Origin of the sequence: Phormidium sp. FACHB-1136 (assembly GCF_014697375.1) — a bacterium.
Taxonomy (GTDB): Bacteria; Cyanobacteriota; Cyanobacteriia; order Phormidesmidales; family Phormidesmidaceae; genus Nodosilinea.
Genome location: NZ_JACJRS010000100.1, coordinates 1 through 20,626, shown reverse-complemented (window position 1 = coordinate 20,626; position 20,626 = coordinate 1). Strand labels below are relative to the sequence as shown.

Sequence of the window (20,626 nt, the reverse complement as noted above, 5' to 3'; positions counted from 1 at the left end):
TTGAAGACTTTGAGCAGGATGGCCCTAAGATTCTTATCATTTTAGACAATGCAAGTATTCATAAAAAGGCAGAGATTCTAGAGAAGATAGCGAAGGAGATGCCCAACATTGTTTTAGAATTTCTGCCACCCTACAGTCCGGACTATAATTTAATCGAGTTAGTTTGGCACTCTGCAAAGGAATTCATTGCCAATCGTCTATTTGAGTCGATTGAGGATCTAGAAGCGCTTGTTCATAACCTGTTGAACGAAGGGCAGCTTGTCATCAAATGGGATCGCAAGATCAAAAACAAAGGAAACACAATCAATGCAATTTAAATGCATATCAGCTTATTGTCACGTTCTACTAGATAAGCCAAGAAATCTAGCACCACCGCCAACCGCTCCTGGGACAGTTGCTCAACATAGCGATAAATCTGTTCCCGCGTATCCGATGAGTTCAGCATAGGCCACTCGCGACATAAATGGCTTTATTGTAAAACCCTGAGCAGGAAGAATGGTGGGCAATACCCACCCTACGGACTAGCGGTGAAGTTTCGCGACGGTAGATGGCTCTGAACGCCCATCGATAGGTTTTATACCGTCCGCACCAATGCAGTGTTAGGCAATTGGTACAACTTGGAGGCGTAATCCAAGCGATTGGATAACCTTAAGAACCGTGGCAAACTCTGGATTACCTTCGATTGACAAAGCTTTATAGAGGCTTTCACGCCCCAATCCTGTTTCACGGGCAATGTTTGTCATTCCTTTAGATCGAGCAATATCACCTAATACTGCTACGACTAAGCTTGGATCGCCATCTTCAAGGGCGGCTTCAAGATAGGCAGCTATATCTTCTTGTGTTTCTAGATGTTCTGCCGCATCCCAAGGGTAGGTTTGGATAGTAGCCATAAAAACCTCCTATACGTCTTGTGCTAACTCTAGCGCTGTTTTGATGTCTCTTTCCTGAGTCCGTTTATCCCCTCCTGCCAAGAGGATGATCAAGATCTCACCTCGCTGAACGAAATACACCCGATAGCCTGGGCCATAATCAATCCGCAGTTCCGAAACGCCTTGCCCTACTGGTTTAACATCTCCTGGGTTGCCCATAGATAGGCGGCGAATACGAATGTCTATACGCGCTTTTGCTTGGCGATCACGCAGTGACTTAAACCATTGAGAATAGATTTCAGTTTCGCGGATTTCAATCATGCTCTAACTGTATCCTGTGGGATACGGAAAAACAAGCAGATCACGGCTGCAAGCTTTGGAGTCAGCGTTTAGCCCTAGGATGACTTGATTTTCTAGTATCTCGAACAATTGGCTTATAGTTGGTTGATAGGTTTTCATCGGCCTGGATACAACCAATAAATCTAGTGAGTAGTATGGACATGGTTTACACAGCAAAATAGTAGACCCACATAGAAAGAATGGTGGGCATTGTCCACCTTACGGACTACGGATAGTGGTTTGGATTCTCGATTAGGAGACCTTCTTTGTTAGCCGCTAGATTTAGCTCTTTATCTGCGGAAACAAAAAAGATCGGTGATAATCCGTTCGTAATACAAAGTTCATTGATGGCATATCCTGCGGCTAGTTGAACAGCATCATAACCTCGCAATCCTTGTTTCTCTGCTAGGGTCATTGCGGAGTTAATAATCTCTTCTGTGATTTCGATGACTTGATAGTCTGTTTGCAAATCGCTCTTCAACTGATTACAAACGAATGCGGCATCTGCTGCGGAGATACTGCCGCTACGTGCCCTTCGTGTAATGGCTGCAACAATTTCGACTCCTGTGATGGCTGCAACAAAGAAGTCATGGCCTGGTGTTGGAGTAAATAGCTCTGATACCCAGGCTGAGCCAGTTTCGTTGATATATCGCTTGACTAGGGCGCTACTGTCTAAAAAGTAGATGGCCATCTAGCGACGTTCTCCAATAATGGTTTGGGAAATCGGCTCTCCTTGAACTTGGATAAAGTGGCGATGTGTTCTTCCTTCCAAATTTGTTGTTTTAATTTGCCGAACTAATCCAGATTCTACTAAGGCTTGATGGAAGGCTGCACGCTTGGCCAGCACTTCGCTATCTTTCAAGCGATTTTGAACCGCTTGGCTAAGCTGCTGGAGTTCAGATGGCTCTAGCGAGGGCAACTGATTAAGGATCTGGTTGAGAAGGACTTGCGACATGGCCTGTAATGGTGGACTAGGGTTGCTGTCTATCCTATAGGAATCATGGTGGGCAATGCCTATCCTACTACAGGGACGAAAATGGTGGGTGTCGATCACCCTACGAACTTACACAACCTCTTCAGCCAAAACTTGCCCCTTCACTCGTTCATATTCATCTTCAAGAAGCCAATCTTGGGCGGCTGCATAGTTAGAGTGGGTGACGACAAGTTTGTAGTTCAGCGCAGGGTTAAAAATATGACAAGTACCGTCCTGATTACCCACTAGCATTAGAATTTTGGGTGGAAAAATAAATGGATCAACCCAAAGTTCCAGGAATTTCCATGTTTTAGCCTGTTCTGCGAGGGCTAGTGCGTGGGATTGCATGATACTCACCTGTTGACTTTATAATTTTGATCTCACCGTAGTAAAGAGGCGTTTGACTCCCGTCTATTCTAATTATGTATCCGATGGGTTCTGAGAAGTAGAGGCCATATCGTTCGTAATCGTCGTCCTCATCCTCGATTCCGGTTCGCTCTCCGCCCTCAATGATCGCCTGCGTGACTCGTTTTAGGGTTTCGAGATTCTTGAAGACATGCGCTCTGCCTTCTTTTCGGAGTAGTCGTTGGACTTGAGGGGTATTGGGCAAGTGACGATCAACTAAGCTTGGGCGGGGATCAGGGATGATGTCTCGGTCAATTCCGCTCATGAGTTAAGCGATTTCAGTTCTGCCAGAATCGTTATCGTCAATAAGGGACGAATAGTAGGCAATGCCTACCCTACAAACTACATTTGTAAGATTCTAGACCAGCTTGGTGATGATTCTCCCAATCGATAGCCTAAGATCTCAACATTCTCAACAGCATCAATATTTAGCCCCATCATTCCTTTATGAATCATCGGAACTAAATCATCTGGATTTGGAGGATTTTCTGATGCAAGGGCGATTTTTAACGTATTTCCTTGCATTCTAACTTTGGCTATAATGCCTCTTTTCTTAAGAGAACGGTTTAGCAACAATGTGATGGCTCCAGGATCGCCGCTTTTAGCTAGCTCTGAAAGATCGACATTCTGTTCTCCAGAGGGGGCTGGATTAACCCTTTGAGATTCTGTAGCTTTATCCTCGTCGTCTGCTTGCTTGATTAGAACTTTGATTAACCCGAGCAGATTATTAGCCTGATTCGCAGCTTTTTGATAGGATGGACTCTTCTTAGAAGTTTCGGAGTGAATAAAGGCAATCGACCATGTTGGTGATTTAGTATTGTTTATAATCAACCTAATTTCAAGGCGGCTCACTGTTGCTGACGTTTTTTTCGACCCAGTAAGGGCACCAATAACTAAGCCAGCACCACCTAGCATGATATTTCCAATGATAGCCCCTGCTACTTGACTTGTCCTTGACGTAGCTGTAATAGAATTGCCGTCCTCAAAAATTGCAACTTCAAGAATATCTCTATATGAAATAACTGATCTTTGAATAGATCTTTTGTCAAAAAACTTTAATGATTGCCCACTAGGGTTGCTAAGAAGACAAATATTATTTGAATTTTCATCAATTGAGATAGCTGATTTATTGTCGCTTGAAAATATTGATTGTGATGGAGAAAAGTTTTCTAGCTCACTAAACGCCTGCTCTTTGCTTATGTAATTCTCTTTCAATTCTTTAACTTGTTTTTCTATTAACTTTTTTTGCTTGTCATTGTATTTTCGAGCAAAAGCCTTCCCGTTCGAGGTGAAAAACACCCAATAAAGTGCCCCAATAGATAAGCAGAGAAAAAATATAGTCAATATTGGTGCAAGTCCAACGTTGAATGTTGAATCGCTAAAAACCATATAATTGATGATGATTGCCACTAGGAATACAAGTACAGTGACGATTTCTAGTTGTCTCATGTTGCTTGCGTGATAGAGATAGGAATCAGTAGATCTAAAAATGTTTAAGAGAGATGAAGCAAACTACCTGCCAGTCGAAGCATACCCAGTTTTTCTCGGAGACTAACGACTTACTTTACTAAAAATGTTTGCATAATACGCCTAAAGAAAACAGCTATGCAGAAACCTTCCAGAAAAATTTAGCTTCTCCCGGTACGGGCGCACCGCAGTGCGCCCCAACCCTAGGCAACCCCTAAGCCCCCACCGCCTCCTTGGCGGCATAGAGCACTTCGGCGGTAATTTGGCCGATGCCCTGTTCGCGGGCAAACTTTTCGGTGTTGCGTTTCACCTTGCCGCGCACAAAACCGGGGATCTTTTGCAGTTCCGCCATGCCATCGGCACTCCAGCCTAGTTCATCGCTGGCGGAGAGGGTGGCGGTGAGCACTTCCTTGGTGTCGTGGCCGCCGAAGAACTCTAGCAGATGGTCTTCCATGCCGAGGGTGAAGGAGTTGTAGACCAAATCCACAATTTGATTGGCCCCTTCGTAGCCGAGGAAAGGCCGATAGCCCACCGGGAAGTTTTGGATGTGGATGGGGGCCGCAATGACGCCGCAGGGAATATCCAGCCGTTTGCCCACATGGCGTTCCATTTGGGTGCCAAAGATGGCGGCGGGTTCCAGTTGGGCGATGCGGTCGGCGATGGCTCCATTGTCTTCGCTGACCAGAATTTCATCGCAGAAGTCGCCCACCTGCTCGGTGAACCAGTCGGCGTCGTATTTGCAGTAGGTGCCAGCGAGGACGACTTTGATGCCCATTTCCCGCGCCAGAATTTTGGTCATGGCGGCGGCGTGGGTGCTGTCCCCAAAGACGACGGCCCGCTTTCCGGTGAGGTTTTGGCAGTCGATGGAGCGGGAGAACCAGGCCGCTTGGGAGACAAAGCGGGTTTGCTCGTCAATAAAGCCTTCGTAATCCACCTCGGCCCCCTGTTGGTTGAGGACGGCTTGGATGGCGCGAATGCAGCGGGCGGTTTCCACAATGCCCATGGGGGTGATGTTGACGCAGGGCATCCCGAATTCGGTGTGCAGGTATTCCGCCGTGAGGCCGCCCACTTCTCGGTAGGGCACCAGGTTAAACCAGGCGCGAGACATGGTTTGGATGTCGTGGACGGACGCACCATCGGGCATCACTAGGTTGACCTCAATGCCGAGCTGCGCCATTAGGGTGCGTAGTTCGCGGCAGTCGTGGTTGTTGTGGAAGCCCAGCGTCGTGAGGCCGATGATGTTGACCGAGGGCTTTTCGGTTTTGCCCTGGGGTAGGGTGCCCTGTTTGCGTGCCTTTTCGGTATAAAACTGGACGATCTGTTGCAGGGTGCGATCCGCCGCTTGCAGTTCGTTGACGCGGTAGTGGTTCACATCCGCCAGCAGTACGTCGCCCTTGGCCTCTAGGCTGGCCCGCTGCACAAAGTTGGCCAAGTCCTCCTGCAAAATGCTGGAGGTGCAGGTGGGGGTCAGCACGATTAGGTCGGGGCGTTCCTCCTGGTCTTTGCGGACGATGTTCTCGACCACCTTTTCCTGGGAGCCTCGCGCCAACACGTTGCGATCCACGATGCTGGCGGTGACGGGGGTAAAGTCCCGCTCCCGCTCTAGCATGGAACGCATCACATTAAAGTAGTCGTCCCCAAGGGGGGCGTGCATGATGGCATGCACATTTTTGAAGGAACTGGCGATACGCAGGGTGCCAATGTGGGCGGGGCCAGCGTACATCCAATAGGCCAGTTTCATACCGTGAGTCTCCTGGGTGGCAGTGGTCAGCGTGAGTTTGCCGAAACACCCTGAACTGGCCAGATCCATCAACCGTTGGCATGGGTTCTATTGTCAGCAATGACCTGGAAGATTGGATCGCAGCGAGAGAATTCTTAATTAACCTGAGGTCGAGATAAGCCAGCCGCTGCAATCTTGAGAAACCTGCTGCCAGCTTGCGCTTTAGACCTCACCCTAAATCCCTCTCAGGGACTTTGATCTGTTCTAGCTCCCCTCTCCTCGTGGGAGAGGGGCTGGGGGTGAGGGCTTCGAGGACTTTGTGATCTACCTAGATGCTTTATGGCAGTGGCCCAATCCGAGATAAGAAAGATCGTCGCCGTTGCAGGGCGCTGAGAATGGCGTCTATGCCCAAGCTCCCGACCACCAGCACAACCAGAACCTCTCCTCTGGATGGCTGAGGCCACGTCATCACCCCCAGCCATAGGGCTATGGCGACAAATAAAATCCCGATGACAACGCTGCCGATGCGCTCGGCGCTGGAGGCTCCCTGGCGTTGAGCGGGCTTAGGCATGGGGTCTGGACTGTCTGGCCTTGAGCTTGGCTCGGCGCATTTGCAGAATGGCGGTGGCCTTGTCTACCGGAAACCCGGCAATGGGAATCACCTGGTGCTTACGGTCGGCCTCAAGCTGCTTGAGTTCCGTGTAGTCTACCCAGTGGATGCAGTCTACGGGGCAGGTGTCGATGGCCTCCTGGATGATGTCTTCGGAGTCGCCATCCTGACGGTAGACCCGCGAACGACCATAGTCGGGCTCGATGTAGAAGGTGTTTCGGGCCACATGGGCGCAGTGCTTACAGCCGATGCAGGTAATTTCATCGACGTAGACCCCCTTCTGCCGCAGTTGCCCGCCCAGTTCTGGCTCAAACCCGGTGCGACTGTCGGCCTGTCGCAGGTGGCCCCCCAGTTCTGGCTCAAACCCGGTGGGTTGGGGCATCCGAGGAGACAAGTCAAAGGAAGCATCCGCATCGAACATGGGGCCGACTCCGTACCGACAGCATTACCGTTGTTCAGCCCCACCGACATGTTTAGGGCTAAAGCTAGAGGATGGACTAACCGAGTAAAAAGGGGCTGAACGCCCCCTATCCATCGCTTGTTGAAGCTGAATTTAGCCGTTCCAGCGCTGTACCACTAGGCGCACAGAGCCATCCTGCTGCACTTGCTCTTCGGCGAGTTGGAAGCCTTGGCGACTGCTTTCGGCCAAAACGGTATTGTAGGCGTAGCGTTGGGTGACCTGACGCAGGAAACCCTCTACTGTGAGGGGTTGCTGCCAATATTGCAGGTCGGCCACCAGTTCGTAGTCCTGGGTGTCGGTATTGCGACGGAAGCCGATGTCGTAGCCGTTGTCTTGGGGGATCACCAGATCCGCCTGCTGGGTTTGGCCTTGGTAGCCGCGCACGGGGTAGGGGCCAGCTTTCCACTCGGTACCCAGGTCGGTGAGGGCCGACTGGAGGGAAGCGAGGTTGCGAAGTTTGGTTTTAATTTGGCTAAAGTGTGACATATTTCCTTACGGGGTATTGAGAACAAAACCTAAAAACAACGGTCTACCACTGGCTATGGGAAACTTGAGCCGAAGCCTGTGCTTGGATGGTTTGCTCCTGGGCTTGGGCGTAGTATTCCGACGTGGGCTGCTGAGACACCACCGTTCCCAATTGCGCTTCAATGGCGGCGGTGACTTCGGCGCAGGAGGCTCCCACGATGCCCGTCACCATCTCCTTGACCCGACCGTCGGGATAAATAATGAACTCTAGGGTTTCCATAGGTGGATGTTAATTTCTGTTGTCACAAAGGGCCAAAAAGCATGGAGATGCTGAGGCGTTTTTCTGGACGGTTACGGAGTTCGCGCAATTTTATCCTACTAAGGATTAAGGCTTTCACCCGTGGTTGGACATTGCAAAAGTCAATAACTTGTATTGACCCGCATTGGATAGCGAGAGATAGGCTCTCGATTAGATGTAGTGTCGCGTAACTTTTCAGGGGCGTCAAGACAGCCGAGCGACGACCTCAGACCCAAGGCCGTCGCCACCAAGCCCGTCCTACAGCCCGTCCTGCTGCCGCCCCTTCCCAAGGACGAGGGTAGCGCCATGGCATTTTTACGGCTAAATTGTTATTGTTCTTAACAAAGCGTTACAAAGAGGGAGGATTATGAACCAGCTATCCAACGCCACCAAGATCGAACCCACCATCTGGGGCTTCACCCGCGACGCCGAAAACCTCAATGGCCGCCTTGCCATGCTGGGCTTTGCCCTCTCTGTTTTGATCGAACGCCTCAGTGGCGAAGGCATTCTGCATTTCCTCAACCTGATCTAACCGGGCACTCTGTCTGGATGGTCACCCCCAAGGTCGATGGTGGGTGGGGAGACCCCACCCCTACGGTTTTTGGGTTGCCTGTATTGAGGTGGTGAGACTAACCGAGAACGCTGGCTAGGAGGGCTTTTTGGGCGTGCATCCGGTTCTCGGCTTGATCCCACACCCGCGAGGCAGTGCCTTCGATCACCTCGTGGGTAATTTCTTCACCTCGGTGGGCGGGCAAGCAGTGGAGCACAATGGCGTCGGGGCTGGCTTGGCTGAGCAGGGCGTCGTTCACCTGGTAGTCCTGGAACAGGGGAAGCCGCTGGTCGGCCAAATCCTCTTGCCCCATGCTGGCCCACACGTCGGTGTAGAGCACCTGGGCTCCCTGTACGGCGGCTTCGGGGTCTTGGGTAATCAGCACCTTGCCGCCCTGGGGCATTAGCGCCTCGGCCTTAGCCGCAATGGTGGGGTCGGGGGCATAGCCGTCGGGGGAAGCAATGTGGACGTTCATGCCCACCATGGCGCAGCCCAGCAGTAGGGAATGGGCCACGTTGTTGCCGTCGCCGAGGTAGGTGAGGGTGAGCCCCTGCAAATCGCCAAATTCCTCTTGGATGGTGAGCAAATCGGCCAAAATCTGGCAGGGATGCTCTAAATCGGTGAGGGCGTTGATGACGGGGATGCTGGCGTAGTCGGCGAATTCCTCAATTTCCGACTGGTCGAAGGTGCGGATAGCCACCACATCTAGGTAGCGATCTAATACGCGGGCGGTGTCGCTGGTGGGTTCGCCTCGCCCCACCTGGGTCACTCCGGCGTGGAGATCGAGCACCTGACCCCCCAGTTGGTACATGGCCACGGAAAAACTCACACGGGTACGGGTGGAGGCTTTTCGGAACAGCAGGCCCAGCACCTTGTTAGGAAACAGAGGATTGCTCCGGCCCGCCTTTAGATCGGCGGCAAATTCCAGCAGTCCGGCAAGTTCGTCGGCACTGAGGTCGCTAAGGCTAAGAAGATCGCGTCCGCGTAACGATGGCATGGGGCGTATCACTGCTCTAACGGAGGAAAATACGACATTAGCAGATCTGGGGCTGGCCTCCCCTTGGATCTGTATTCTAAACGGGGAATTGTTAGGGAATCTTAGCGAGTTATTCGGCTCCAGAGGATGGTTCGTCCAAGTCTACCCCTTCGTAAAGTTCCATCAGCCCCAACTCAAACGGGATTCCCTGGAGGGACAGGCTGGCATTTTGCCCACGATATTCGGTCAGCAACCATTGTCCCGTTTCGGTTCTAGTGTGCTGAATCACGTAGGGTTGCTTCTGATCGACCAGAAGGTACTCCTCCATGTCAGGAATGGCGCGATAGTACATAAACTTATCGCCCTGATCATAGTTTTGCGTCGATTTTGACAGCACTTCCACAATTAGGCTGGGATTCATGACGGTGGTTTTGCTGGAGTCGGCATAGACGGGCTGACCTCGAATTACCATGACATCAGGATAAATATATTGGCGGTGAGCCGGGATCCACAGACGCACATCTCCCATATAAACCTTGTAGCCTTGACCTCGGAGAGAAAGCTTTAAGGTGGCGGCAAGGGTGAGGGCCAGCTCATTGTGGTTGGTGGTTCCCCCGGTCATGGGTACGATTTCTCCATTGCGATATTCGCTTTTGTAATCGGCGCTGGCTTCCAGTTCCAGGTATTCTTCCGGGGTGTATGGGCGGGGTTGGGTTTGAACCATAGCAGCCTTCCAGACTCAGGGGTTGGGGTAGCCATCTAAACGGCGATGGGCGGAGCACGGCGACAGATCTTGGCAGTCACCTAACGTTCATCATAGAAGCCTAGCGGCTGACTCAGTTTGCTCCAACTCCGGTAGGATAAGGCCATCCAAATTTCGGCCAGGAGCCTCCTGCGATGACTCACTTTGGAATCCTTTGCCCCGGTTCCGTTGGTCACCTCAACCCCATGGCCAGCCTGGGCCGAGAGTTGATGCGGCGGGGGCACCAGGTGACGCTGTTTGGGGTGCCCGATGTGAAAGCCAAGGTGACTCAATCGGGGCTGACGTTTTTTGAAATCGGGGCACAGGAGTTTCCCCCCGGCGATCTCGACCAAATCTACACCCAACTGGGCGAGATGGACGGACTGGCGGGCTTCAAATTCACCCTGGCCTATTTTCAGAAAGAGGCGGAAATGCTCTTTCGCCGTGCCCCCATCGCTATCCAATCCGCCGGGGTTGAGGTATTGCTGATCGATCAGGTAACCACTGCCGGGGGTACCATAGCCGATTTCCTCAAGCTGCCCTTCATCACCGTATGTAATGCGCTGCCGATTAACCGAGAACCCGGTGTGCCGCCCTATTTCACCCACAAGCTCTACCAAGACACCCCCTGGGCAAAACTGCGGAACCAACTGGGCAATAACCTGCTTCAATACCTCACCCTGCCCATCTGGAAAACCGTGGTGAAGCAGCGGCAAACTTGGAGCCTGCCGCCCCATCGTAATCGGGAGGCGTCCTATTCTCAGCTAGCCCAAATCGCCCAGCTTCCCGAAGGCTTTGACTTTCCCCGCCAGCGCCTTACCCCCTGTTTTCATTACACTGGCCCGCTGATCGATCCCTCCGGCACCGAACCTGTACAGTTTGACCAGCCGCCTTTCCCCTTTGAGCAACTTTCGGGCAAACCCTTGATCTACGCCTCCCTAGGAACGCTGCAAAACCGCAACTGGGCAGTGTTTGAGAAGATTGCCACCGCCTGCCAAGACCTAGACGCCCAACTGGTGATTTCCCTGGGCAACCCCAAGCAGGACGCTTCCCAGGTGAAGCTGCCCGGATCGCCTCTGGTGGTGTCCTACGCGCCCAATCAGCAGATCATCCAGCGATCTAGCCTGGTGATTACCCACGCGGGGCTGAATACGGTAATTGCGACCCTCAGCAGCGGGGTACCCATGGTGGCCATTCCCATCACCAATGAACAGCCCGGTATTGCTGCCCGCATCGCCTACACCGGGGCCGGACAGGTGATTCCCCTCGCCAAGCTCACCGTTGCAGGGCTACGAAAGGCCGTAACCGAGGTTCTGAATAACCCCACCTATCGAGAAAAGGCGAGGGCTATGCAGCGGAGTATCCAGCAATCGGGCGGTGTGGTGAAGGCGGCTAACATCATCGAACAGGTCACGATGGCGCAAGCGGCTCACTAAACCGTTTCCACTGACTGGGGGGCGGGGTCAGAAACTCGTAGGAACCAGCGGCCTGCCCCGGTGCAGCGGTGATCACAATGTCAAAGGACAGAGAAATTCGCATCCCCTCGGTGTGGTTCATGGTAACGCCGTGGCGCTGCTTGGCGGGGAAGAGAATCAGACGGCCTTCCGTGGGCAGGTAGAGGGCTTGGTCTTGGTTGAGGTAGTTCCACTGGGCGATGATATCGGTGTTTTCGCTGCCAATGCCGGGACTGACTTCGTTTTGGCGGGCGTCGTCAAAAAAGGCTAAACAGCCCGATTCATCGCTGCCGGATTCGGGCACCGCCACATAGTACACGGCGCTGATGTTGGCGGTGTTGTGGCAGTGGGTGCCCACCTCCTGCTGATGGCGCGACACCACGGGCCAAGCCCGCTGAATATACAAATCCACCTGGCTCAAATCTAGTCCTAGGGCATCCAGGTATTGCCGCGTGTGGGTTTCCACCTGGCCCACAATCCAGGCAAAGCGCGGATCGAGATGAATTTGCTCTACCCCGTGCAGGTCGCCTGTCCAGGCCATTTCGGGGAAGTTGCGCGGCTCGTAGCCCGATTTTTCCAGGTCAAGCACTGCCTCAATCAACGCCGCTTGATGCTGGGGCGCATCGGGCAAATCTTCGTAGTAAATCGCTAGGGGAAACCAGGTATCAACGGGCATGGGGGTATCCAATCCTAACGTGCCGAGTCGCGCTCGTCAGACGCAAAGCCACGAATGACGGTGGCAGTGTTTTTGTGAGCCATTGCCGGGTACGGATCAAACGCTGGTATGTGCCCTTAGTGATAGCCACCCTCCATCGCTGGAAAGGGCAACGGCTCTACCCTGGCGCTCGATGCGACGATTTTAGCGTAATCCATGGCTGGTGCTGCTGTATAGCTTCGCATCTGATGACCAGCAATTCTCATTTTGGCAAATTGGCCGTTCGCCCTGAGCCTGTCGAAGGGTGAAAAGGCTTCGACTGTTCGACAGGCTCACAGCTCAGCCTGAGCGGTATTTTATTCGCCAGCCTAGTCATACTGAGAATTGCTGTCTGATGACGTTGGCAGAGGTTCGCCATGGCCGGAACGTTTAAGCCTTGGGCATTCAACCGCAGCATATGGGCATCGCCCTAGCTACCCTGCCATCTTCCATTTAATTTCACCCGCCTACTTATCGCTAAGATGGGAGGGAGTGTGCATAGAGGGCTCTAGCCGATGTTCCCCAATGCGTTTATCCGCCCGTTTGTACCGTTTTGGCAAGGGGAAAGGGTGACGCCCCCTACCGCAATGCCTTTCTCCCGCCCCTCTCCGCTGCTGCCCCCCTGGCTCAGGTCAGGTGTTTGGGGCATGGGCATCGTTGGGGTGCTGGTGGTGGGCTGTGGCAGTACGGTGGCGTCTCCCGATGGCGGGATAGAAGCCGGAACGCCGGATCACCGGGAACCCATGGCAGCGGCGGCCCCCTTGCCAGAGACCCCTGCGGCGACGGATCGCTGGTATTTAGCGGTGCAAGAGGCCAACCAAGCGGCCCAACTGGCCCAAACCGCCGCCACGGCAGAGGAGTGGCAGCAAGTAGCGACCACCTGGGGGCAGTCGGTTCTGTGGTTGAAGGGAATGCCCGTGGAGGATCCTCGCTATGCCTTTGGTCAACGGCGGGCAGCGGACTATCTGAACAACCTAGCGGTGGCCCAAGCCCAAGCCCAAGCGCAGACCCAACAGGCTGGAGTGCCGCGAGTGTTCCCCTCCCTGGGCAGCACGGTCTTGGATGAACAGATCAGCCTCTACCATTCCTACGTGGCCACCCTAGGCGTGCCAGATGTATTGATCATGGGGAGTTCGCGGGCCTTGCAGGGCATTGATCCCCAGGTCTTGCAACAGTCTCTTGCGGCCCAGGGACGCCCTAACCTGCGGGTGTATAACTTTAGCGTGAACGGAGCCACTGCCCAGGTGTTGAGCTTCGTTACCCGACAGCTTTTAGCCGAGGATATGCACCCCCAACTGGTGATTTGGGCAGAGGGGGCGAGGGGTTTTAATAGTGGCCGCTTTGACCGCACCTTTGCCGCCATTTTAGAGTCTCCGGGCTATGCCGCCGTGCGCCATGGGGCTCAACTGAGTCTCGCGAATCCCTCGCCCGATTTGGTCATTCCCAGCGATCCCATTCCCATCAGCCCCATCAATAGCCAGGGCTTCTTGGCCGTGAATGACCAGTTCAACCCATCGGTGTACTACCGTTCTTTCCCTAGGGTGCGCGGCCAATACGACGACACTTACCGCGCCTTTCGCCTCGATGGGGTGCAAACCCTCTCCCTAGATGCCGTGATTCAATCCTTCCGCAGTCGGGGCATTCCCATCGCCTTTGTCAATTTGCCCCTCAGCGACGACTATCTCGACCCGGTGCGGATGGTCTATGAACGCCAATTTCAGCGTTTTTTGCAAACCTACGCCGACCGGGGCACCATGACCGTCGTAGACCTACTAGAACTGTGGCGCTGGCAGTCCCACTTTTTTGCCGATCCCAGCCACATTAACCGCTATGGTGCCCGCGAAATCGCCCGCCTTCTAGCCGAGGATAACCGCATCCAGTGGCCCACTGCCCCCAAACCAGAGGCCGTCAACGAAGTGGATCCAAGTTAATACCACATCCAATAGGCATTGTCAGGCGGGCCGCCCATGGTGACTGTCTGGCCTAGGGTATTCTTTTCGACCGCCTGGATCTGACCTGGATTGAGGCTGAATCCGCCAAGCGGGAGGCAGACCTACGAACCGAGGGTAGGTTTCTATTCCACGGGCTCATTAAGGTAGACCATCATGCTGGATACGCTGATGTCGAGCTGGGCCAGGTTGGGGTCGGTGCTGGGGATAAGACGATCTCCCATGGTGGCCTGGAGTGCTTCAGGATTGGCATCCATGGCACTTGTCGAGGGTTCCAGCCGCAGCAACAACAAGCCGTAGTACTGATCGATCTGACTGCCCTCCAGGGAGAGGGTGCCGCCGTAGTCCCAGCCAAAACCGTAGAGTTGGAAGGATCCCAATGTCTGCTGAAGCGTGGCGTAGGGGGTGCCAACGCCAATTCCTTCGGGGGTTTTCCAGTCGGGGCTAAAGTCCTTGGCCATCAGGGGACGGCTGCGGCTGTCGTCTAGCCACACCACGGCAAACTGGGGCTGGTTGCCAAGGCTGACCACGGTACCCGGTTCCATAAAGCCTTCCCCGACATGGACTTCGGTGTCGCTTAGGTTGGCTTCGCCATAGATCTCGGCTAGTTGTTGGCGGCTGGTGGTAGACGTGACTTGGCCCACCCGCTGCCCCGGCACCACGGTATAGTCTTCGGCCACGGCATCTTCGGTCACGGCATCTTCGGCTACGGCGTCTGAAGCATCTTTGGCCCCGGCCTCGGAAAGGTGGGGCGCTTCAACCACGGTATTGGGAGCATCAACCTTGGTGGCGGCGGTGCCATTGCAGGCCCCTAAGCCCAGCAGGGTTAACAGCAGCAGGCTAGCAACAATGGGGCGATTCATGGTGAGGCTCCCTTAATGAGGTAAATGGTGATGAAGGGCTGGCTGGGGGAAGCACTGGCGCTATGGCTATGGTCTATGCCTATAGGGTAAGGGGCATAGCCGAGGTTCGGGCTAGGATCTAGACCATTGTTTAAACTGGTTGCGGCTGTTTAAACGGGCTGGGGCGCACCTCCTTGAGAAGGGTTAAGCCCCCCTTGAGAAGGGTTAAGAATTTACCGACAACTGCAAACATTGATGGTCTCTGCCCAGGGATTCGCTAGTCTACTAGTAGATTGACGGTTGACTGTGCCAGAATGCCCCCTTCTGACTCATTCTGCCGTGGATGATGGAGTCCGTCATGTATGCCTGTTTTCGCAACCTCGTTGTCCCCGTAGCCAAGGAATGGCCAGGCAGGGTGGTCTATCCCTTATCCCAAAATTCACTACAAGTTATCACGGCGGATAACTCCCATGGATGACTAAGGCAACAAAGGGGCACCGAATTGCAGACGCGAACCTGAGGGCCGATCCAGCGGATCCGGTCGTCCCCTCGGACGATACTCAGGAACTGCGGTTGTTGCAGGCTGGGGTGATGGCCCTGGTGGAAAGCAGCACCGATCTGGTGGCGCTCAGTAGCCTCGACCAGCGCATGACCTTTATGAACTCGGCGGGGCGGGCCCTAGTGGGGTTGCCCGATTTGGAGGCGGTGCGCCAGACCACCATTGCGGACTACTTTGACGAGGCGATGGTGGCCTGTCTGCACCAGGAAGTGGTTCCGGCGGTGGTGGAGCGGGGCAGTTGGCAGGGGGTGATGGATATTCGGCATTTCCAGACCGGAGATCCTATCCCGCTGTTTTTCAACTCCACCCTGGTGCGCCATCCCCAGACGGGTGAGCCCATCGGCATTGGTACCGTGGGCCGAGAAATGGGCCTGCTTCAGCGCATGAACCAAGAACGACAGGCGGCCACCGAAGCCCTGGCCCAGCTTAACCAGGAGCTGGAGGATCGCATCCGCCAGCGCACCGCCGAACTCCAGGCCAGCGAGCAAAAGTTCCGCGCCATTTTTAACAACACCTTCCAGTTCACGGGGCTGATGACCCCGGACGGCATTTTGCTGGAGGCCAACCAAACCGCCCTAGATTTTGCCGGATTACGGCCCCAGGATGTGCTGCACAAGCCCCTGTGGCAGTCCCACTGGTGGTCGCTGTCGGTGGCGGAACAGCAGCGGCTTCAGGCAGCGGTGGCCCAGGCCGCCCAGGGCAAATTTATGCGCTACGAATTAGATTTTCGCGGTCGGCAGGACAGCGTTGTCACGGTGGACTTCTCGATCCGGCCCCTGCAAGATTTGACCGGACAGGTGGTGCTGCTGATTCCCGAAGCCCGCGACATAACCGACCACAAACAAATGGAGGCCCAACTGCGGGCCAGCAACGACCGCCTCGCCGAGGCCAACCGCGAACTGTCTCGCGCCACTCGGCTGAAGGACGAGTTTATGGCCACCATGAGCCACGAGCTGCGCACCCCCCTCAGTTCGATTTTGGGTATGGCCCAGGCGCTTCGCCATGAGATCTACGGTGCGCTGAGTGAGCGTCAGCACCACGCTATTGGCATCATCGAGCGCAGTGGCCGCCATCTCCTAGCCTTGATCAACGACGTGCTGGATCTGGCCAAAATTGAGGCGGGTAAGATGGACTTGCGCCTCGCCCCCCTCACCCTGCGCGACCTCTGCGACAACAGCCTTTCCCTAGTGCAGCCGCAGGCCCGCCAAAAGCAGATTCAGATCAGCCTTCACCTCAACCCGCTTCCGGCCCAGATTGAAGCCGACGAACTGCGGCTGAAACAGGCCCTCGTGAACCTGCTGGACAATGCCGTGAAGTTCACCCCCGCCGGAGGTCAGGTCTGCCTCACCGTAGAAGCCGATCCGACCCCCGGCCCCATTGCCATGCTCCGCTTCACCGTGGCTGATACCGGGCCAGGAATTGCCCCCGCCGACTATAGCCGCATGTTCGAGTCCTTTGTGCAGCTCGACAGTAGCCTTACCCGCGAACATGGCGGCACGGGGCTGGGGTTAGCCCTGGTGAAGCGCATTGCCGAAATGCATGGCGGACGGGTGAGCGTGGAAAGCCAGTTGGGCCGGGGCAGTCAGTTTAGCCTGCATATTCCCTGTCCCACGGTGGCCCTATCCCCTGCCCAGGGCGTCATCGACCTTCTCCCCCAAGTGGCCCCACCCCCCACCCTGCGCCCCCCCAAGGGATCAATTCTGGTGGCCGAAGATAACCCGGCCAATCGCAATCTCCTGGTGGATATGCTTCATTCCCTGGGCTACCAGGTCACCACCGCCCAAGATGGCTACGATGCCATTCAGCAGGCTCTCGCCCATCCCCCCGACCTGATTCTGATGGATGTGCAAATGCCCGTCATGGATGGATTAGAAGCCATGCGCCACATTCGCGCCCACCCCGCCCTCGGCCAGATGCCCATTGTGGCCCTCACTGCCCTGGTCATGCCGGGAGATCGGGAGCGCTGCCTCAAGGCCGGAGCCAACGCCTACCTGGCCAAACCCCTGCCCCTCGATGGCCTCGATACCCTAATTCAGCGGCTGCTTTAAGGCACAAGCCTGATGACTGGCCCCCGGCATTCGTGGGCGAGGAGACCTCGCCCCTACGGTTGGACGGTTTGGGAATGGGGGGTTCTGATTCGGATTGGCTTAGAGTATGCCAACTCATAAAGCATCCAAGCTCAGCCCTCATCCCCCACCCCCTTCTTCATCGGGGAGAAGGGGAGCCAGATTCAGAACCCCTCTTCCTTCGGGGAGAGGGGCAGGGGTGAGGGCGAAGGGCCATAGCAAATGGATAGTTATTTCTATGGAACACTCTTAGGGCGTTTTATTCAGGGCTTCAAAGCCGCCCACGATGTCCAGCAGTTCCCCGGTGATGGCATTTTGGCGCTGTTGGCGATAGTCGGCATTGAGGCCGTCGAGGCGTTCTTCGATGTTTTTTTCGGCGGCTTGCATGGAGGACAGACGGGCGGCATTTTCGCTGGCCAAGGATTCCACCGTGGCCCGATACAGGGCAATTAACAGGTATTGCCGCAAACAGGCCGTGAGGGATCCTGTCCAGGGTTCCGCCACCATGGGCCAACCCGGAGAGGGCCATGGGCGTTGCTCTAGGTCTTGCAGCCAGGTGGGTTCGAGGGGCAATAGTTGCAGGCTAAAGGGCCGAAACATCGTGGTGGAGAGGGACTGGTGGTAGAACAATAGGATGCGGCTAATCGCCCCAGGGGCGGCGGATGGAGGAGAGTGGGTGGGAAAGCGCCAGGTTTCTAGCACGGCCCAGAGGTCTTGCAGGAGGGGGGCCATTCCAGCTAGGGAACTGGGTAGGGAAAGGGCGTGATCCACCGGGTATTGGGCCGCTGCGAGGTGGGGAAGCAGCCGCGCCCCCACGGCGGCGATGCGGCATTGCTGGGGATCGATGCCCTGGTGACGCAGATGATCCAGGGCATAGGTAACAATTTGCTCGTTAAAGGGGCCACAGAGGCCATGGTCAGAGCCGAGAATCACCACGCCCACCTGCCCCAGTTCAGAGCCCGGATTCTCCAACGGCAGCGGCCCCGCCCCCTCCTCCTCAAACCGCCGATGGGATAACAACCCTTGCAACCCCAGTTCCACCGTCCCCTGGTAGTCCGCCAGGGACAAACGCGCCTTTTCGTACTGGCGCAGGCTCACCATGGCCAGAGCCTTCATGGTTCGCACCACCGACTGAAGGTCTTCAATGCTGTGAATCTGGCTTTGCAGGGCTTCCAGGGTGAGCATGGCACCAAAAAAAGAGAATATGGGGAGAGTCTAGGGCAACTGCGTCCTACCTCCCAGCATAGGCACAATCCCCCGGCACCGTCATGGACTCCCTGCCCCAATCCCTCCCCGACTACGAACAACGGCTGCTCACGGCCCTAGCCTACTTCCTAGGGCGAGATGTCGATTCCCAGGCTAGGGCTTGCCTGTGCATGTATCTGCGACAGGCCGAACCCCGCATTATGGCCCAGGTCAACTACTACGCCCATCGCTTTTCCCAGGCCACCGGGCAACCTACCAGCGGCTATGAATTGCTCGACCTGCTCACCCAGTCCCCAGAGGTGGTCAGCCAAGCCCTACCCGACCTAGGCCGGGTTCACGCCGCCGAAGCCGCCGATGTGTTTAGTGACCCCAGGGTTGACTACCCAAGTCCCTAGGCGGGCTCAAACTCAATCGGGTAGCCCACCTGCTCCACCCAGGGCAGGCCAAATTCGCCAAGCTGGGCCAGGAAGGGATCGGGGTCAAACTGCTCTACGTTCCACACCCCGGCACCGCCCCACTGGCCGCTCAGCACCATGGCCGCCCCCAGCATGGCCGGAACCCCGGTGGTGTAGGAGACGCCCTGGGCTCCGGTTTCCCGATAACAGGCGGCGTGGTCGCAGTTGTTGTGGATGAAATAGGTGCGTTCCTGGCCGTCTTTGATGCCGCGAATTTGGCAGCCGATGGAGGTTTGGCCCGAATAGCCCTCGCCCAGGGAAGCGGGTTCTGGCAGCACCGCCTTGAGAAACTGGAGCGGCACAATTTCGCGGCCTTCGTAGATCACCGGGTCAATGCGGGTCATGCCGACATTTTCTAGCACCCGCAGGTGGGTGATGTAGGTTTCCGAAAAGGTCATCCAGAACCGTGCCCGCCGCAGGGTGGGGAAGTTCTTGACCAGGGATTCCAATTCTTCATGGAACAACAAATAGGATTCGCGGGGGCCAACTTCGGGATAGGTCACGGGGCGATGCACCGAGAGCGGATCGGTTTCGTGCCACTGGCCATTTTCCCAGTAGCGGCCCCGCTGGGTAATTTCGCGAATGTTGATTTCGGGGTTGAAATTAGTTGCAAAGGCTTTGCCGTGGTCGCCCGCATTGCAGTCCACAATGTCGAGGGTATGGATTTCATCAAAGTGGTGCTTGGCGGCGTAGGCCGTGAACACCCCCGTCACGCCGGGATCAAACCCGCAACCCAGCACAGCGGTCAGCCCCCGTTCCTTAAAGCGATCTTGGTAGGCCCACTGCCAGCTATATTCAAACTTGGCCACATCGGGGGGCTCGTAGTTGGCGGTATCCAGGTAATGCACCCCCGTTTCTAGGCAAGCCTCCATCAGGTGCAAATCCTGGTAGGGCAGGGCCACGTTAATCACAATGGCAGGCTTAAAGGCCCGAATCAACTCAACGGTTTCCGCCACGTTATCCGCATCCACCGCCGCCGTCGAAAGCCGGGGCGAGTTAATCCGCGCCGCAATGGCATCGGCCTTGGCCTTGGTACGCGAGGCCAACATCACCTCAGAAAATACCGCCTCATTCTGCACACACTTGTGGGCCACCACGTTGCCTACGCCGCCCGCCCCGATGATTAGTACGCGCTGTGCCGTCATTTCTGTTGCTTCTCCTTGCAATTCACAGGGGTAGATACCCCCTAGACAATCCAGTGTAATCGAAATAAATCCAGACCTGTTGACGGTCTTTAGCTCAACCCCAACGAAAGCGGTTTGGGTTAAGTTTGCCGTAAGGCTTTGATTAAGCCTGCGTTAACGTTCTTAGACGAATATCCCATCACCTAGAGCATCTACCAAGACACCCAAAGTCAAATATTCTGGCCTTTTATCATTGACATATGGGCACCTCGATTAATCGAGCATTCAGGGAATTGCCGTCTCAAAAAAGAACACAGTGAGACAGGAATTTCCCTTCCATCGCACTGTGTCAGTTGTGACTCAAATGAATTTATCAGCGTTGCCTTATGGCTTCACTTAGAAC

At 55.2% G+C, this 20,626-nt stretch carries 24 protein-coding genes; 6 read left to right on the top strand and 18 right to left on the bottom strand.

All coding sequences use genetic code 11. The features are described from left to right. Positions 1-317: transposase (locus H6G62_RS21730; protein WP_190492062.1), on the top strand; the 317-nt coding region annotated here is incomplete at its 5' end. On the opposite strand, the gene H6G62_RS28405 is transcribed toward H6G62_RS21730, so the two are convergent. From H6G62_RS28405 to H6G62_RS21675, 12 genes are all read right to left on the bottom strand, one after another. Further along, positions 314-445, bottom strand: a complete 132-nt coding sequence (locus H6G62_RS28405; protein WP_277883048.1) for a hypothetical protein — start codon at positions 443-445, stop codon at positions 314-316. The genes H6G62_RS21730 and H6G62_RS28405 overlap by 4 nt on opposite strands. Positions 446-599: 154 nt before the next feature. Further along, a complete protein-coding gene (locus tag H6G62_RS21725) occupies positions 600-890 on the bottom strand; it encodes an addiction module antidote protein (RefSeq protein ID WP_190499077.1) in 291 nt (96 codons plus the stop codon). 9 nt (positions 891-899) lie between these two features. Next, entirely contained in the window at positions 900-1,190 is a 291-nt protein-coding gene (locus H6G62_RS21720) for a type II toxin-antitoxin system RelE/ParE family toxin (RefSeq protein ID WP_190499075.1), read from the bottom strand. A 244-nt stretch (positions 1,191-1,434) separates the two neighbouring features. Then, entirely contained in the window at positions 1,435-1,899 is a 465-nt protein-coding gene (locus tag H6G62_RS21715; RefSeq protein WP_190499073.1) for a type II toxin-antitoxin system VapC family toxin, read from the bottom strand. Then, positions 1,900-2,163 (bottom strand): hypothetical protein, encoded by a 264-nt coding sequence (locus H6G62_RS21710; protein WP_190499071.1) that lies wholly within the window; start codon positions 2,161-2,163, stop codon positions 1,900-1,902. It lies immediately after the preceding gene. Between the two features lie 108 nt (positions 2,164-2,271). Further along, on the bottom strand, positions 2,272-2,529 hold the full coding sequence (locus tag H6G62_RS21705; protein WP_190499069.1) for a hypothetical protein: 258 nt from the start codon (positions 2,527-2,529) through the stop codon (positions 2,272-2,274). Between the two features lie 399 nt (positions 2,530-2,928). After that, positions 2,929-4,035: a hypothetical protein gene (locus H6G62_RS21700; RefSeq protein ID WP_190499068.1), complete on the bottom strand. Its 1,107-nt coding sequence runs from the start codon at positions 4,033-4,035 to the stop codon at positions 2,929-2,931. Between the two features lie 232 nt (positions 4,036-4,267). After that, positions 4,268-5,794, bottom strand: coding sequence for a ferredoxin:protochlorophyllide reductase (ATP-dependent) subunit B (bchB, locus tag H6G62_RS21695; protein ID WP_190499066.1), 1,527 nt, complete (start codon positions 5,792-5,794; stop codon positions 4,268-4,270). A 316-nt stretch (positions 5,795-6,110) separates the two neighbouring features. Beyond that, positions 6,111-6,344, bottom strand: a complete 234-nt coding sequence (locus H6G62_RS21690; RefSeq protein WP_190499064.1) for a hypothetical protein — start codon at positions 6,342-6,344, stop codon at positions 6,111-6,113. Beyond that, entirely contained in the window at positions 6,337-6,804 is a 468-nt protein-coding gene (locus H6G62_RS21685; RefSeq protein WP_199325173.1) for a ferredoxin, read from the bottom strand. Before H6G62_RS21685 ends, H6G62_RS21690 begins: the two co-directional genes overlap by 8 nt. 132 nt (positions 6,805-6,936) lie before the next feature. Continuing rightward, positions 6,937-7,329: a DUF1257 domain-containing protein gene (locus tag H6G62_RS21680; RefSeq protein ID WP_190499062.1), complete on the bottom strand. Its 393-nt coding sequence runs from the start codon at positions 7,327-7,329 to the stop codon at positions 6,937-6,939. A 43-nt stretch (positions 7,330-7,372) separates the two neighbouring features. Continuing rightward, positions 7,373-7,588, bottom strand: coding sequence for a DUF2997 domain-containing protein (locus H6G62_RS21675; RefSeq protein WP_190499060.1), 216 nt, complete (start codon positions 7,586-7,588; stop codon positions 7,373-7,375). A 385-nt stretch (positions 7,589-7,973) separates the two neighbouring features. Between H6G62_RS21675 and H6G62_RS21670 the strand changes: the two genes are divergently transcribed. Further along, positions 7,974-8,138, top strand: a complete 165-nt coding sequence (locus H6G62_RS21670; RefSeq protein ID WP_190499059.1) for a hypothetical protein — start codon at positions 7,974-7,976, stop codon at positions 8,136-8,138. A 97-nt stretch (positions 8,139-8,235) separates the two neighbouring features. Here H6G62_RS21670 and argF read toward each other — a convergent pair whose 3' ends face one another. Both argF and H6G62_RS21660 read right to left on the bottom strand, forming a co-directional pair. Next, complete coding sequence (gene argF / locus H6G62_RS21665) at positions 8,236-9,153, bottom strand: ornithine carbamoyltransferase (RefSeq protein WP_190499057.1); 918 nt, start codon at positions 9,151-9,153, stop codon at positions 8,236-8,238. 109 nt (positions 9,154-9,262) lie between these two features. Then, a complete protein-coding gene (locus tag H6G62_RS21660; RefSeq protein WP_190499055.1) occupies positions 9,263-9,856 on the bottom strand; it encodes a Uma2 family endonuclease in 594 nt (197 codons plus the stop codon). Positions 9,857-10,029: 173 nt separating this feature from the next. Between H6G62_RS21660 and H6G62_RS21655 the strand changes: the two genes are divergently transcribed. Further along, on the top strand, positions 10,030-11,310 hold the full coding sequence (locus H6G62_RS21655; RefSeq protein ID WP_190499053.1) for a glycosyltransferase: 1,281 nt from the start codon (positions 10,030-10,032) through the stop codon (positions 11,308-11,310). Here H6G62_RS21655 and H6G62_RS21650 read toward each other — a convergent pair. Then, positions 11,285-12,004: a TIGR02466 family protein gene (locus H6G62_RS21650; RefSeq protein ID WP_190499051.1), complete on the bottom strand. Its 720-nt coding sequence runs from the start codon at positions 12,002-12,004 to the stop codon at positions 11,285-11,287. The genes H6G62_RS21655 and H6G62_RS21650 overlap by 26 nt on opposite strands. Positions 12,005-12,669: 665 nt before the next feature. Between H6G62_RS21650 and H6G62_RS21645 the strand changes: the two genes are divergently transcribed. Next, positions 12,670-13,953, top strand: coding sequence for a hypothetical protein (locus tag H6G62_RS21645; RefSeq protein ID WP_190499049.1), 1,284 nt, complete (start codon positions 12,670-12,672; stop codon positions 13,951-13,953). A 143-nt stretch (positions 13,954-14,096) separates the two neighbouring features. On the opposite strand, the gene H6G62_RS21640 is transcribed toward H6G62_RS21645, so the two are convergent. Beyond that, positions 14,097-14,834, bottom strand: coding sequence for a hypothetical protein (locus H6G62_RS21640; RefSeq protein ID WP_190499047.1), 738 nt, complete (start codon positions 14,832-14,834; stop codon positions 14,097-14,099). A 453-nt stretch (positions 14,835-15,287) separates the two neighbouring features. Between H6G62_RS21640 and H6G62_RS21635 the strand changes: the two genes are divergently transcribed. Continuing rightward, complete coding sequence (locus H6G62_RS21635) at positions 15,288-17,420, top strand: PAS domain-containing hybrid sensor histidine kinase/response regulator (RefSeq protein WP_190499045.1); 2,133 nt, start codon at positions 15,288-15,290, stop codon at positions 17,418-17,420. 267 nt (positions 17,421-17,687) lie between these two features. On the opposite strand, the gene H6G62_RS21630 is transcribed toward H6G62_RS21635, so the two are convergent. Next, positions 17,688-18,623 (bottom strand): F0F1 ATP synthase subunit gamma, encoded by a 936-nt coding sequence (locus H6G62_RS21630; protein ID WP_190499043.1) that lies wholly within the window; start codon positions 18,621-18,623, stop codon positions 17,688-17,690. An 83-nt stretch (positions 18,624-18,706) separates the two neighbouring features. Here H6G62_RS21630 and H6G62_RS21625 point away from each other — a divergent pair, with 83 nt between their 5' ends. Further along, the gene (locus H6G62_RS21625; protein ID WP_190499041.1) at positions 18,707-19,039 is read left to right on the top strand and encodes a hypothetical protein; all 333 of its coding nucleotides are present in this window, start codon (positions 18,707-18,709) and stop codon (positions 19,037-19,039) included. Here H6G62_RS21625 and H6G62_RS21620 read toward each other — a convergent pair. Next, positions 19,036-20,244: a saccharopine dehydrogenase family protein gene (locus H6G62_RS21620; protein ID WP_190499039.1), complete on the bottom strand. Its 1,209-nt coding sequence runs from the start codon at positions 20,242-20,244 to the stop codon at positions 19,036-19,038. The two genes, H6G62_RS21625 and H6G62_RS21620, sit on opposite strands and share 4 nt — an antisense overlap. Positions 20,245-20,626: the final 382 nt, after the last annotated feature.

Bases quoted from the DNA above. Each gene is read 5' to 3' on its own strand.
- H6G62_RS28405 (WP_277883048.1), bottom strand. From the start codon at position 445: ATGCTGAACTCATCGGATACGCGGGAACAGATTTATCGCTATGTTGAG.
- H6G62_RS21725 (WP_190499077.1), bottom strand. From the start codon at position 890: ATGGCTACTATCCAAACCTACCCTTGGGATGCGGCAGAACATCTAGAA.
- H6G62_RS21720 (WP_190499075.1), bottom strand. From the start codon at position 1,190: ATGATTGAAATCCGCGAAACTGAAATCTATTCTCAATGGTTTAAGTCA.
- H6G62_RS21715 (WP_190499073.1), bottom strand. From the start codon at position 1,899: ATGGCCATCTACTTTTTAGACAGTAGCGCCCTAGTCAAGCGATATATC.
- H6G62_RS21710 (WP_190499071.1), bottom strand. From the start codon at position 2,163: ATGTCGCAAGTCCTTCTCAACCAGATCCTTAATCAGTTGCCCTCGCTA.
- H6G62_RS21705 (WP_190499069.1), bottom strand. From the start codon at position 2,529: ATGCAATCCCACGCACTAGCCCTCGCAGAACAGGCTAAAACATGGAAA.
- H6G62_RS21700 (WP_190499068.1), bottom strand. From the start codon at position 4,035: ATGAGACAACTAGAAATCGTCACTGTACTTGTATTCCTAGTGGCAATC.
- bchB (WP_190499066.1), bottom strand. From the start codon at position 5,794: ATGAAACTGGCCTATTGGATGTACGCTGGCCCCGCCCACATTGGCACC.
- H6G62_RS21690 (WP_190499064.1), bottom strand. From the start codon at position 6,344: ATGCCTAAGCCCGCTCAACGCCAGGGAGCCTCCAGCGCCGAGCGCATC.
- H6G62_RS21685 (WP_199325173.1), bottom strand. From the start codon at position 6,804: ATGTTCGATGCGGATGCTTCCTTTGACTTGTCTCCTCGGATGCCCCAA.
- H6G62_RS21680 (WP_190499062.1), bottom strand. From the start codon at position 7,329: ATGTCACACTTTAGCCAAATTAAAACCAAACTTCGCAACCTCGCTTCC.
- H6G62_RS21675 (WP_190499060.1), bottom strand. From the start codon at position 7,588: ATGGAAACCCTAGAGTTCATTATTTATCCCGACGGTCGGGTCAAGGAG.
- H6G62_RS21670 (WP_190499059.1), top strand. From the start codon at position 7,974: ATGAACCAGCTATCCAACGCCACCAAGATCGAACCCACCATCTGGGGC.
- argF (WP_190499057.1), bottom strand. From the start codon at position 9,153: ATGCCATCGTTACGCGGACGCGATCTTCTTAGCCTTAGCGACCTCAGT.
- H6G62_RS21660 (WP_190499055.1), bottom strand. From the start codon at position 9,856: ATGGTTCAAACCCAACCCCGCCCATACACCCCGGAAGAATACCTGGAA.
- H6G62_RS21655 (WP_190499053.1), top strand. From the start codon at position 10,030: ATGACTCACTTTGGAATCCTTTGCCCCGGTTCCGTTGGTCACCTCAAC.
- H6G62_RS21650 (WP_190499051.1), bottom strand. From the start codon at position 12,004: ATGCCCGTTGATACCTGGTTTCCCCTAGCGATTTACTACGAAGATTTG.
- H6G62_RS21645 (WP_190499049.1), top strand. From the start codon at position 12,670: ATGGGCATCGTTGGGGTGCTGGTGGTGGGCTGTGGCAGTACGGTGGCG.
- H6G62_RS21640 (WP_190499047.1), bottom strand. From the start codon at position 14,834: ATGAATCGCCCCATTGTTGCTAGCCTGCTGCTGTTAACCCTGCTGGGC.
- H6G62_RS21635 (WP_190499045.1), top strand. From the start codon at position 15,288: ATGACTAAGGCAACAAAGGGGCACCGAATTGCAGACGCGAACCTGAGG.
- H6G62_RS21630 (WP_190499043.1), bottom strand. From the start codon at position 18,623: ATGCTCACCCTGGAAGCCCTGCAAAGCCAGATTCACAGCATTGAAGAC.
- H6G62_RS21625 (WP_190499041.1), top strand. From the start codon at position 18,707: ATGGACTCCCTGCCCCAATCCCTCCCCGACTACGAACAACGGCTGCTC.
- H6G62_RS21620 (WP_190499039.1), bottom strand. From the start codon at position 20,244: ATGACGGCACAGCGCGTACTAATCATCGGGGCGGGCGGCGTAGGCAAC.